General features: G+C 64.8%; 8 protein-coding genes. All 8 read left to right on the forward strand.

What is annotated here, in order from left to right:
- The first annotated feature begins 2 nt into the window (after nt 1–2).
- Nucleotides 3–2042, forward strand: coding sequence for an NADH-quinone oxidoreductase subunit L (gene nuoL / locus EKH81_RS11570; RefSeq protein ID WP_132057609.1), 2040 nt, complete (start codon nt 3–5; stop codon nt 2040–2042).
- Nucleotides 2043–3572, forward strand: a complete 1530-nt coding sequence (locus tag EKH81_RS11575) for a complex I subunit 4 family protein (protein WP_132057610.1) — start codon at nt 2043–2045, stop codon at nt 3570–3572.
- On the forward strand, nt 3573–5054 hold the full coding sequence (locus EKH81_RS11580) for an NADH-quinone oxidoreductase subunit N (protein WP_132057611.1): 1482 nt from the start codon (nt 3573–3575) through the stop codon (nt 5052–5054). It abuts the gene before it with no gap.
- A 620-nt stretch (nt 5055–5674) separates the two neighbouring features.
- Entirely contained in the window at nt 5675–7165 is a 1491-nt protein-coding gene (locus EKH81_RS11585) for a DHH family phosphoesterase (RefSeq protein ID WP_132057612.1), read from the forward strand.
- Between the two features lie 62 nt (nt 7166–7227).
- Complete coding sequence (locus tag EKH81_RS11590; protein ID WP_132057613.1) at nt 7228–8052, forward strand: CBS domain-containing protein; 825 nt, start codon at nt 7228–7230, stop codon at nt 8050–8052.
- Between the two features lie 110 nt (nt 8053–8162).
- Entirely contained in the window at nt 8163–9863 is a 1701-nt protein-coding gene (locus tag EKH81_RS11595) for a methylmalonyl-CoA mutase family protein (protein ID WP_132057614.1), read from the forward strand.
- A gap of 220 nt (nt 9864–10083) precedes the next feature.
- Nucleotides 10084–10686 carry an N-acetylmuramoyl-L-alanine amidase gene (locus EKH81_RS11600; protein WP_132057615.1) on the forward strand — a complete coding sequence of 201 codons (603 nt, stop codon included), beginning with the start codon at nt 10084–10086 and terminating at the stop codon, nt 10684–10686.
- 449 nt (nt 10687–11135) lie between these two features.
- Nucleotides 11136–13109 carry an acetate--CoA ligase gene (gene acs / locus EKH81_RS11605; protein ID WP_132057616.1) on the forward strand — a complete coding sequence of 658 codons (1974 nt, stop codon included), beginning with the start codon at nt 11136–11138 and terminating at the stop codon, nt 13107–13109.
- Nucleotides 13110–13152 lie beyond the last annotated feature (43 nt).

Genomic DNA, 13152 nt, shown 5'->3' on the forward strand with positions numbered 1-13152 from the left:
CGATGGCAGCACTCCCCTTCGAACTCGCACCGGCCATCGCGGCCCTGCCGTTCGTATCGTTCCTCATCGCGCTGCTCGTGGGCGCGTTCGCGCCCCGGCTCCTGCCGAAGGGCGGCGCGATTCCGGGCATCCTCGCAACCGCGGGGTCGCTCGTGCTGTCGGTGTGGGCGGCCGTAGCGGTCTGGAACCACCCCGACGGGATGTACCACGACTCGATAACGTGGGTCGCCGGAGTCGGAGACGCGGCGTTCGACCTCCAGTTCGGCATCCTGCTCGACCCGCTCTCGACGATGATGCTCGTCATCGTCTCGCTGGTCGCGGTCCTCGTCCACGTGTTCAGCCTCGGCTACATGAACGACGAGGGCGAGACCGGCCTCCCGCGCTACTACGCCGGACTCGGCCTGTTCACCGCGAGCATGCTTTCGTTCGTGTTCGCGTCGAACCTGCTGATGGCGTTCATGTTCTTCGAACTCGTCGGCCTGTGTTCGTGGCTCCTCATCGGCTTCTGGTTCCGCGAACCCGGTCCGCCGAGCGCCGCGAAGAAGGCGTTCCTCGTCACCCGCTTCGGGGACTACTTCTTCCTCGTGGGCGTCGTCGGCGTGTTCGCCACGTTCGGCACCACGGCGTTCGTCGGGAGCGAGTCGTTCCCGATACTCGCCGACCAAGTACTCGCAGGCGAGGGCGCGAGCGTGACCACGTTCCTCGGACTCGACCCGCAGGCGTGGTTCTCGGTTCTCGGCCTGCTGATTCTGGGCGGCGTCATCGGGAAGTCCGCTCAGTTCCCGCTCCACACGTGGCTTCCCGACGCGATGGAAGGCCCGACCCCCGTCTCCGCGCTGATTCACGCGGCGACGATGGTCGCGGCCGGTGTGTATCTCGTCGCGCGAATCTACGGCTTCTACGCCCTGCTTCCGCAGGTAATGGCGCTCATCGCGCTCGTCGGCGGCTTCACCGCGCTGTTCGCCGCGACCATGGGCGTCGTCAAGCGAGAAATCAAGCAGGTGCTCGCGTACTCCACCATCTCCCAGTACGGCTACATGATGCTTGGACTGGGCGCTGGCGGCTACGTCGCGGCCACCTTCCACCTGATGACCCACGCGTTCTTCAAGGCGCTGCTGTTCCTCGGTGCGGGGTCGGTCATCATCGCGATGCACCACAACGAGAACATGTGGGACATGGGCGGTCTGAAGGAGAAGATGCCCGTGACCTACTACGCGTTCCTCTCGGGGTCGCTCGCGCTGGCGGGCATCGTCCCGTTCTCGGGCTTCTGGTCGAAGGACGAGGTGCTGTACGAGGCGCTCGTCCACGGTCTCGAAAGCCCCATCCTGCTCGCGGCGTACGCGATGGGTCTGCTCGCGGTGTTCTTCACCGGGTTCTACACCTTCCGGATGGTGTTCCTCACCTTCCACGGGAAGCCCCGGACAGACACCGCCCGCGACCCCCACGCTGTGGGCTGGAACGTGAAGGTCCCGCTGGTCGTCCTCGGCACGCTGGCCGCGGTCGCGGGACTCGTCAACATGGTTCCGGTCGCGGAAGTGACGGGCATCCACCTCGAATTCCTCCACGACTGGCTCGACGCCGGTCCGGAGGCGCTGACTGCCCATCACTACGCCGACCTGATTCCGTACGCGTCGGGCGAAATCGGTAGCCCGCTTCTGACGGTGCTGCTGAGCGCTGGCGTCTCGCTCGGCCTCGCGCTCTCGGGCGCGGGTGCGGCGTGGCTCCTCTACGACGTGCCGGAGCCGATTCGGCACACCGACCGGCTCGGTCGGGTCAAGACGGTGCTGTTCAACAACTACTATCAGGACGAGTTCCAGGTGTGGCTCGCCAACGGCGTCACCCTGCCGCTCGCACGCGTCGCGGACAAGTTCGACCAGGGCGTCATCGACGGCGTGGTCAACGGCGTGTCGAGCGTGAGCCTGTTCAGCGGGGGTCGCATAAAGCGCATCCAGACCGGCGTGGTGTCGAACTACGCCTTCCTGCTGACGATGGGCTTAGTCGTCTTACTCGTCTTCATCGGCGTCACAGGAGGTTGGTTCTGAATGTGGATTGAAGCACTCATCGCGGTCACGCTGGCCAGCGCGGCCGTCGTCTTCCTCGCCCCGAACAAGGTGGCGGGGAAGCTGGCGTTCGTGCTCAGCCTGCTCCCGGTCGGCGGGAGTCTCTGGATGTACAGCACGTACGAGGCCAGCGGGAACGCCCTCTTGGAGGGCAGCACGCTGGCGTTCGAGACGAACTACCAGTGGGTCGTCGCGGGTCCGTACAGCCTGAACTGGCACGTCGGACTCGACGGCATCAGTATGCCGCTCATCGCGCTGACCACGGTGCTCACGTCGCTGGCGCTGCTGGCGTCGTGGACCCCGATTCAGGAGCGCCAGAGCCAGTTCTATGGCCTGATGCTCTTCCTCGAAGCGAGCCTGTTGGGCGTCTTCTCGGCGCTCGACTTCTTCGTCTGGTTCGTCTTCTGGGAGATGGTGCTGGTGCCGATGTACGTCCTCATCGGCGTCTGGGGCGGGCCGCGCCGGAAGTACGCGGCCATCAAGATGTTCGTCTACACGAACATCGCGAGCCTCGCGCTGTTCATCGGCTTCGTCGCGCTCGTCTTCGGTCTCGGCGACTCGGTGACGACGTTCGACATGCCGACGGTCGCCCAAGCGCTACGCGCGGGCGAACTCGGTTCGCTCGGTCCTATCGGTCCGGAGACGCTGAAGGTCGCGGCGTTCGTCGCGATGTTCGTCGGCTTCGCGGTCAAGGTGCCGGTCGTTCCGTTCCACACGTGGCTCCCGGACGCCCACGTCGAGGCCCCGACGCCGGTCTCCATCATGCTGGCCGGTGTCCTGCTGAAGATGGGCACCTACGCCCTGCTCCGGTTCAACTTCACGATGCTCCCGGATGTGGCGCAGGCGAACGCACAGCTCATCGCCATCTTCGCGGTCGTGAGCGTGCTCTACGGCGCGATGCTCGCGCTCGCACAGACCGACTTGAAGCGCATCGTGGCGTACTCCTCGGTGTCGTCGATGGGGTACGTCATCCTCGGTCTCGTCGCGTACACCGTCTACGGCATGGGCGGCGCGACGTTCCAGATGGTCGCCCACGGTCTCATCTCGGGACTGATGTTCATGGCGGTCGGCGTCATCTACAACACGACTCACACCCGGATGGTCTCCGACATGTCCGGGCTGGCGAGCAAGATGCCGTTCACCGTCGCGGTGTTCGTCGCGGGCGCGTTCGGCTACATGGGACTGCCCCTGATGGCCGGGTTCGCCGCGGAACTGTTCATCTTCCTCGGCTCGTTCGGCGCGTTCGAGGGGTCGGTGTTGTTCACCGCGGCCGCGATGTTCGGCATCGTCATCGTCGCGGGCTACCTGCTGCTCGCGATGCAGCGCACGCTGTTCGGGCCGTTCGAGTTGGAGACTGACTACGAGGTCGGTCCCGCGGCGTTCCACGACGTGGCACCGCTCGTGGTGCTCATCCTGCTCGTGATTCTGCTCGGCGTGGACCCGAACATCTTCTTCGGCATGATTCAAGACGCAGTCAATCCGATTGCGGCGGCCACCGGAGGTGGTGCCTAAATGGCGTACCAGCTTCCGGGATGGGCGGCACTCGCACCCACGCTGACGTTCGTGGCGGCCGCGTTGGTGCTGTTCCTCATCGATAGTATCGACCCCGACTCGGAGAACCGCGCCCTGCTGGCTGGCACCGCGACCGTCGGGTCGCTGGTGGCGGCTGGCTTCGCGGCGTGGTTCCTCATCGCGGGCACGGGTGAGGAACCGTTCACGCTCTACGCCGACTCGCTCGTCGTGGACTCGATGAGCCTGTTCTTCGCGTTCGTGTTCGCGAGCGTGACCGCGATGGTGGTCGTCGCGAGCTACGACTACATGCGCGACCACTCCTACCAGGGCGAGTACTACGCGCTGGTGATGCTGGCCGCGACCGGGATGACGCTGATGCCCGCCGCGAACAGCCTCGCGGTGGTGTTCATCAGCCTCGAACTCGCCAGTCTGCCGTCCTACGCGCTCGTCGCGATTCTGAAGAAGAACCGCGGGAGCGTCGAGGCCGGACTCAAGTACTTCCTAATCGGCGCGCTGTCGTCGTCGATTCTGGCGTACGGCATCAGCCTCGTCTACGGGGTCAGCGGCACGCTGCTGCTCCCCGAAATCGCGAGCGCGGTCGAAATCGAGGGACTGACCGGCGTCCTCGGCATCGGCGTGCTCATGATTCTGGGCGGGTTCGCGTTCAAGACCGCGAGCGTTCCGTTCCACTTCTGGGCACCCGAAGCGTACGAGGGCGCACCCGCGCCCATCTCGGCGTTCCTCTCGTCGGCCTCGAAGGCCGCCGGGTTCGCCGTGGCGTTCCGGGTGTTCACGGTCGCGTTCCCCGTCGAAGCGTACGTCGCGACCATCGACTGGGTGCTGGCGGTCCAGATTCTCGCGGTCGTCACGATGACGCTCGGGAACTTCGCCGCGGCCACGCAGGATACGGTCAAGCGGATGCTCGCGTACTCGTCGGTCGGCCACGCTGGCTACGCGCTCATCGCGCTGGCCTCGCTGACCGGCACCGGGAGCGACCAGTTCGTTCTCGGCGGCGGGATGGCCCACCTGCTCGTCTACGGCTTCATGAACACGGGCGCGTTCCTGTTCGTCGCCCTCGCGGAGTACTGGTCCGTGGGCCGGACCTTCGAGGACTACAACGGTCTCGCCAAGCAAGCGCCGTTCGCGTGCGCGGCGATGACGCTGTTCATGTTCAACCTCGCCGGACTTCCGGTCGGGGCCGGGTTCATGAGCAAGTACTTCCTGTTCGCGGGCGCGGTCGGCGCGGGCTTCTGGTGGCTCACCGCGGTCGGTGCCATCAACTCCGCGCTGTCGCTGTACTACTACTCGCGGGTCGTCAAGGCGATGTGGATAGAGGAGCCGACTCAGGAGTTCGCCATCGAGTCGAAGCCGGTCGGTCTCTACGCCGCCATCGCGGCGGCCGCGGTCGTCACGGTCCTGCTCCTGCCCGGGTTCGGTCCGGTGTGGGCGTTCGCGCAGGACGCGGCCGCGGCGCTCGTCTGACGGACTCGCGCTTCGATTTTTGATTTCGGTCGTTCTTTTTCACTCGGTGTTGTTTTCCGCTTGGTCGAAGTATCGAGAGAATTCCGTAGACCGTTGGAAGTGGTTCGTTGGAAGTGGCCCGCTGACGACAAGAAGCTAGCTACCTCCGGTACCTATGAGAACCGTACCGCACAACACCGCAACCGCAGGCCACATCCTCCCCAACCGACTGCGGTCCTCACGCCTCACTTCGCTCGGCGTTGCGGTCCTCATCCCTCGCACGCATGGGCGCACCCACGAGGGGTGCGCCAGCGCGCGCCGTGACCCACGGACACGGTGTCTCGCATCTCTACTTTGAAATATGGCGCGTGGGGTCGGCCCCTCGGGGGCCGACAGACCGCGCGAGGGATGAGTGAGCGAGCGACCGCAGGGAGCGAGTGAGCGAATCGGCTGGGGAGGGTGTGGTACGGTCTTCTTAGGTACCGGGAGTAGCTAGCTTCATCGTGCGTCCGATTGTTTCGACAGAGCTGACTCTTCCGACTCCACGCCCGTATCGAGTATCGTTCGATTTTACTCATCGAACCACGCGCACGTTTCGTAGACGGTAGACTTTAGGCCGAGCAAGCGAAACCGCGGGCTAGATGGTTTCCCGCCTCGTGCTGGGATGCGGACCCGTCGGCCAGACGCTGGTGGAAGCGATAGCCGACACGTCCGGGAGCCTGCTCGTCATCGACGACAGCGAGAACCGCGTCGAGACGCTTCGCGACGAGAAAGTCTCGGCGACGTGCGACGACCCCAGCGACCCCGCGGTCGTCCTCGACAGGACGACCGACGCCGAGGTGGTGATAATCGCGGACGAGGACCCCGAGGCCAACCGTCAGGCCGCCGAACTCGCGGCCGAGGAGTTCCCCGACGCCTACCTGATAGTGTATCTCGGCCGGGGGTACGACGACGCCGACCGCGAGGCGATGGCGGCGGTCGCCGACCGACTCGTCGACCCGACCGACGTGCTGGCCGACCGCGTCCTCTCGGTCTCGGTCGGCGAGAACGCAGACCGGACCGCGAAGCTCCAGCGCACCCTTCGGGGCATCGACGGCACGCTCGGGGTGTTCATGCACGACAACCCCGACCCCGACGCCATCGCGAGCGCAGTCGCGGTGTGTCGCATCGCCGAGACCGTCGGCGTCGAGGCCGAGGCCTGTTACTTCGGAGAGATTTCCCATCAGGAGAATCGGGCGTTCGTGAATCTGCTCGCCCTCGACCTGCGGGACTTCGACGCCGCCGACGACTTCGACCCCGAGGAGTTCGGGGCCATCGCGCTCGTGGACCACTCCCGGCCGGGCGTCAACGACCAGCTCCCGCCCGAGACGCCGATAGATATCGTGGTGGACCACCACCCGCCGAAAGAGCCTGTCGAGGCGGCGTTCGTGGACCTCCGGAGCAACGTGGGCGCGACCTCGACCCTGATGGCCGAACACGTCCAGCGACTGGGTCTCGAACTCACCGAGGATGTGGCGACCGGGCTACTGTACGGCATCCGAGTCGATACCAAGGACTTCGCCCGCGAGGTCTCGACCGCCGACTTCGAGGCCGCGTCGTACCTGCTACCCAACGCCGATACGTCGATTCTCGACCGGGTCGAGAGTCCGTCGATTAGCGCCGACACGTTCGAGACGATGGCCCGCGCCATCCGAAACAGGCGCATGGAGGGGACCGTCCTCGCCACCTGCGTCGGGTCGCTGTCCGACCGCGACGCGCTCGCGCAGGCGGCCGACCAACTCCTCAACATGAACGGCGTGACGACGACGCTGGTCTACGGCTTTCGGGACGGAACGGTGTTCGTCTCCGCGCGCGCTCGCGGGACCGACATCGACCTCGGCGAGACGATGCGGGCCGCGTTCGCCCAAATCGGGAGCGCGGGCGGTCACGCCGACATGGCGGGCGCACAGATTTCGCTCGGCCTGCTCGGCGCGGTCGAAGCCGAGGAGGAGTCGTCGCTCACGGAAGTCGTGAGCGACGTCATCACCGAGCGCTTCTTCGAGACGGTTCGGTCGGTTCCCGAGAGCGACGGCGAGTACGCTCCGGAAGGCGAGATGAGCTTCGACACGCCCGTCGTCGAACCCGAGAGCTAAATCGCGCGAACCGGGCGCCACGACCGGGAAACCTTTTCAATCGGGGTCTCGTCGGTGAGTGCATGGACGTGTCGGTGCCGGACGGCGGCGTGGCCGGTGGCAAGCCGAAGGTCAAAGACTACATGACGCGGGACGTCTCGACGGTTTCGCCCGACGCCACCGTCGAGGAAGTCTCCCGGCGAATCGCCGAGAGCGACGAACACAACGGCTTCCCGGTGTGTGACGGCCGCCGAGTCGAGGGGTTCGTCACCGCCCGCGACATGCTGCTGGCCGACCCCAACGAGCCGATTTTCAAGGTGATGAGCCAGGAGCTCATCGTCGCCCACCCCGATATGAACGTCAACGACGCCGCGCGGGTCATCCTCCGGTCGGGCATCCAGAAGCTTCCGGTGGTGGACGACGCGGGCAACCTCGTGGGCATCATCTCGAACACCGACGTGATTCGGTCCCAAATCGAGCGCGCGACCCCCGAGAAGGTGGGCAAACTCATGCGAACGCTCGAATCCATCCACGACACCGAGGTCGAACAGACCCGACGGCAGGTCCCGCTGGCCGAACTCACGCCGACGCAGGGGAAGGTGTACGCCGACGAACTCGAAGGCCGGAGCTACGAACTCGAACGCGGTCTCGCCGAACCGCTCGTGGTCATCGACTGCGGCGGGGACGGTGGGGCCGACCTCCTGCTGGCCGACGGCCACCATCGAGCGCTCGCGGCCGACCGACTCGACATCGACGAGATGGACGCCTACGTCATCGTGGTGGACGAGACAATCGAACTCGGCATGGCGAAGACCGCCGAGAAGGAAGGCCTCCGGACCATCGACGACGTGAACGTGGTCGATTACGCCCGCCACCCTCTCGTAGAGACGACGAAGCGGTTGCAGTAGGGACCTTCGTTCGACGGCAGTCGTCGCCATCGTCCCGGAACGCCCGTCCGGACTGTCCGAATGGTTCGGAACCCAATCATATTATTTAGCTCTGGGGCAAATATTGACCCATGTACGACGACGACGACCTCGCGGCGATACGCGACGCGAAGGCCGAGTGGGAAGACGAGACTCTCGACCCGGTCCTCGACGCCTACGGCGAGCGCAAGGACAGCTTCGCGACCGTCTCGAATCTCGAAGTCGACCGGCTCTACACCCCCGACGACGTGGCCGATTTGGACTACGACGAGGATTTGGGCTTTCCCGGCGAGGACCCCTACACGCGCGGGGTCTACCCCACGATGTACCGCGGCCGAACGTGGACCATGCGCCAGTTCGCCGGGTTCGGCACGGCCGAGGAGACCAACGAGCGGTTTCACTATCTCACCGACGAGGGCCAGACCGGCCTCTCGACCGCGTTCGACATGCCGAGTCTCATGGGTAAGGATTCGGACGACCCGCTCTCGGACGGCGAGGTCGGCAAGGAAGGCGTGGCGGTAGACACCCTTCGGGACATGGAGATTCTGTTCGACGGCATCGACCTCGGCGAGGTCTCGACCTCTTTCACAATCAACCCCTCCGCGCCGGTCATCTACGCGATGTACATCGCGCTCGCCGACCAGCAGGGAGTTCCGCGCGAGGAGATTCGGGGCACTCTCCAGAACGACATGCTCAAGGAGTTCATCGCCCAGAAGGAGTGGGTCATCCCGCCCGAACCCAGCCTCGACATCGTGACCGACACCATCGAGTTCGCCAGCGAGGAGACGCCGAAGTTCAAGCCCATCTCGATTTCCGGGTATCACATCCGAGAGGCCGGTTCGACCGCGATTCAGGAACTCGCGTTCACCCTCGCGGACGGCTTCGCCTACGTCGAGGACTGTCTCGACCGCGGGATGGACGTGGACGAGTTCGCCCCGCAACTCTCCTTCTTCTTCAACTCCCACAACTCCATCTTCGAGGAGGTCGCGAAGTTCCGCGCGGCCCGACGCATCTACGCGAACGTGATGGACGAGTGGTACGGCGCAGAGACCGAGGCGAGCAAACAGCTCAAGTTCCACACGCAGACCGCGGGCCAGAGCCTGACCGCCCAACAGCCCCTGAACAACGTCGTTCGAGTCACGATTCAGGCGCTCGCCGGAGTGCTGGGCGGCACCCAGAGCCTCCACACCAACAGCTTCGACGAGGCGCTCGCGCTCCCCTCCGAGAAGGCGGTCAGGGTGGCGCTCCGAACCCAGCAAATCATCGCCGAGGAGTCGGGCGCGGCCGACATCGCCGACCCGCTCGGCGGGAGTTTCGCAATCGAGAGCCTGACCGACGAAGTCGAGGAGAAGGCGATGGCCTACATCGAGGAAATAAAAGGGATGGGTGACGGCTCGGTCCGCGACGGCGTCCTCGACGGCATCGAACAGGGCTACTTCCACCGCGAGATTCAGGACGCCTCCTACGAGTACCAAGAGCGCGTCGAGCGCGGCGAGGAGACCGTCGTCGGCGTCAACGAGTACCAAATCGAGGAGGACACCAAACCCGAAATCCTCCACGTGGACGAAGACACCCAGCGAAAACAGCTCGACCGCCTCGCAGAAGTGAAAGCCGAGCGCGACGACGCCGCGGTCGAGTCGGCGCTCGACGACCTCCGGGACGCCATCGAGTCCGACGAGAACGTGATGCCGTCCATCGTGGACGCGGTGAAGGCGTACGCCACGATGGGCGAGATTATGCAGGTGTTCGAGGCCGAGTACGGGAGCTATCAGGAAACGGTGAGCGTGGCGTAGGCGGTCTACTAGCGACTTGACTCCTTGTGGTGCTGTCGTCGGACGTGAGTCTCGGTCCCGAACCATCCGAATCTCGGGATGGCTCCCGGACTCCGAGGACCGTTTTCACCTCCGAGCCGCCGGTGTTCGCCGGAACGCGCTTGTTATTTTAACTACGGCAGTAATTCTTACTTAGGCTAGAAAAATTATATTAAATGCCAGTACAACGAGTATAACTGCAATGCAATCCAGACGAGACGTACTGAAGAAGCTCGGTGCAGCAAGTACAGCAGGACTCGCAGGGACGGCAGCCCTGTCGGGGTCCGCCGCGGCAGGCATGCCGGGGGTCGACTGGAAGCCAGCCGACTCCAGCAACTACACGAGTGCGGACCGTGGTGCGAGCGAGATTAACTGGATCATCATCCACACGGTGCAAGGGTCGGCCAGCGGCGCGGTCAGCTGGTTCCAGAATCCCGACGCCGACGTGAGCGCCCACTTCACCACTGCCGAGGACGGCTACCTCTACCAGAGTCTCTCCGAGGTCAACATCGGCTGGCACGCTGGCAACGGGAGCTACAACGATACCTCCGTCGGCATCGAAAACGGCGGCTACGTCAGCGAACCCTACCCGGACGCCCAGTACCAAAAGACGGCCGACCTTGTCGCCTACCTCTGTGAGCAGTACAACATCCCGAAAGAGCGCGCCACCTGGGTACCCGAGAACGCGTGGGACAACACCACCGGCGGCATCATCGGCCACGACCAGGTCCCGGGTAGCACCCACACCGACCCCGGCGACAACTGGGACTGGAACCACTTCATCGACCTCGTCAACTCCTACTGAACGGACGACTGACCGCGCCGACGGTTCGAGTCGGCGTTTTCGGTGAACGGAAACCGAACGCTGTGCAAATTTCTTCCGGTCGCACTCGTCAGCATCGGCACGGAGTACACCGTTCAGCACTACGACCTCGTAGTCTCGCCATTTCCGCCACGGTGACAATCGGCGCAGGCGTGAGGTATCTCACGCGGGTCGTAATTCTGAACACGGTCACCGTCGAATCTTGTCGATGTGGTGTTCGTCATCCATCACCTGTTCGTGAACGGTCCGGCCGATGCACACCACACCCCTCCCGACGGAGTGGACGCTAAAGTGACGACCCCTCACTCGGCAGTCACGTAACCCCCGATTACCGACCTCTCCGACGCCGAACGCCCCGCCACCCCCGACTTGCGGTGTGCTACAACTCGGCAAGCTTTATTGCTCCGCTTAATGAGTATAAGAACGAACTTATGTCCGACGACACAGTCGAACTCGAAGCACGGCTCGAAGAACAGGAAGCGTTCGAGCCGCCCGAGGAGTTCGTCGAACAGGCGAACGTCTCCGACGCCTCGATTTACGAGGAGTTCGAGGAGAACTGGCCGGAGTGTTGGGAGCAGGCCGCCGACCTCCTGACGTGGGAGGAGGAGTACGACGCCGTCCTCGACGATAGTGACGCCCCGTTCTACGAGTGGTTCACCGACGGGAAGCTGAACGCCTCGGCGAACTGTCTCGACCGACACCTCGACGACCGGGGCGACGAGGTCGCAATCGACTGGATAGGCGAGAAGGGCGAGACGCGCACGTACACATACGGGGACCTCCACCGTGAGGTCAACGAGTTCGCCGCGGCGCTCCGCGAGTTGGGCGTCGAGGAGGACGACGTGGTGACGATGTACATGCCGATGATTCCGGAGCTTCCGGTCGCGATGCTCGCGTGCGCTCGCATCGGCGCGCCCCACAGCGTGGTGTTCGCTGGCTTCTCGGCTGAGGCGTTAGCGACCCGGATGGAGAGCGCGGATTCGGAGTACCTCGTAACGTGCGACGGCTACTACCGCCGGGGCGACCTCCTCAAGCACAAGGAGAAGACCGACGAGGGTCTCGCGCAGGTCGGCCACGACGTTTCAGACGTGGTGGTCGTAGACCGCGGCGGCGACGAGTACGACCACGACCTCGCGGACAACGAACACGACTACGGCGACCTCGTCGCCGAGCAGGAGGGCGCGGAGGTCGAACCGGTCACGCGCGACGCCGAGGACATGCTGTTCCTGATGTACACCTCGGGCACGACCGGCGAGCCGAAGGGCGTCAAGCACACGACCGGGGGCTACCTCTCGTACGTCTCGTGGACCAGTCAGGCCGTTCTCGACATCAAGCCCGACGACACCTACTGGTGTTCGGCCGACATCGGCTGGATTACCGGCCACTCGTACATCGTCTACGGACCGCTCGCGCTCGGCACGACCAGCGTGATGTACGAGGGCACGCCCGATTACCCCGAGCGCGACCGCCTCTGGGAAATCGTCGAGGAGTACGGCGTGGACATCTTCTACACCGCACCGACCGCGATTCGGGCGTTCATGAAGTGGGGCACGGAGTACCCCGACGGACACGACCTCTCCAGCCTCCGCCTGCTCGGCACCGTGGGCGAACCCATCAATCCCCGCGCGTGGAAGTGGTACTACAAGCACATCGGCGACGAGTCGTGCCCCATCGTGGACACGTGGTGGCAGACCGAGACTGGCGGCATGATGGTCACGACCCTGCCGGGCGTCGGCACGATGAAGCCCGGAAGCGCGGGCCCGCCCCTCCCCGGAATCGACGCCAAAATCGTGGACACGAAGGGTGACGAGGTCGAGGCCGGACGCGCGGGCTACCTCACGGTGAACAAGCCGTGGCCGGGCATGCTCCGGACCGTGTACAAGAACGACGACCGGTACATCTCCGAGTACTGGGAAGAGTACTCCGACTCCGACGCGGACGAGTGGGTGTACTTCCCCGAGGACGGCGCGAAGATAGACGACGACGGCTACATCACCGTCCTCGGACGCGTGGACGACGTGCTCAACGTCTCGGGCCACCGCCTCGGAACGATGGAAATCGAATCGGCCATCGTCGGCGTCGAGGGCGTCGCCGAGGCCGCGGTCGTCGGCGGGAACCACCCCGTGAAGGGCGAGGCGGTGTACGCCTACGTCATCACCGAGGAGGGTCAAGGCGAGGACGACGCGATGCGCGACCGCATCGTCGCGGGCGTCGAGGACGCCATCGGCCCAATCGCGCGACCCGAGCAGGTCGTCTTCACCCCCGAACTCCCGAAGACTCGCTCCGGGAAAATCATGCGCCGCCTGCTCGAAGACATCGCCAACGAGGAGGAACTCGGCGACACCTCGACCCTTCGAAACCCCGACGTCGTCGCGGACATTCAGGCGAAGGTCGGCGACGACTGACGCCCCCGGAAATCGCCACACCGTTTTCTTTCTCCGGACCGTA

The organism is Halorussus amylolyticus (assembly GCF_004143485.2).
Taxonomy (GTDB): domain Archaea; phylum Halobacteriota; class Halobacteria; order Halobacteriales; family Haladaptataceae; genus Halorussus; species Halorussus amylolyticus.

Coding starts and splice junctions, on each gene's coding strand:
- EKH81_RS11585 (WP_132057612.1), top strand. CDS start 5,675: ATGGTTTCCCGCCTCGTGCTGGGATGCGGACCCGTCGGCCAGACGCTG.
- EKH81_RS11590 (WP_132057613.1), top strand. CDS start 7,228: ATGGACGTGTCGGTGCCGGACGGCGGCGTGGCCGGTGGCAAGCCGAAG.
- nuoL (WP_132057609.1), top strand. CDS start 3: ATGGCAGCACTCCCCTTCGAACTCGCACCGGCCATCGCGGCCCTGCCG.
- EKH81_RS11595 (WP_132057614.1), top strand. CDS start 8,163: ATGTACGACGACGACGACCTCGCGGCGATACGCGACGCGAAGGCCGAG.
- EKH81_RS11600 (WP_132057615.1), top strand. CDS start 10,084: ATGCAATCCAGACGAGACGTACTGAAGAAGCTCGGTGCAGCAAGTACA.
- acs (WP_132057616.1), top strand. CDS start 11,136: ATGTCCGACGACACAGTCGAACTCGAAGCACGGCTCGAAGAACAGGAA.
- EKH81_RS11580 (WP_132057611.1), top strand. CDS start 3,573: ATGGCGTACCAGCTTCCGGGATGGGCGGCACTCGCACCCACGCTGACG.
- EKH81_RS11575 (WP_132057610.1), top strand. CDS start 2,043: ATGTGGATTGAAGCACTCATCGCGGTCACGCTGGCCAGCGCGGCCGTC.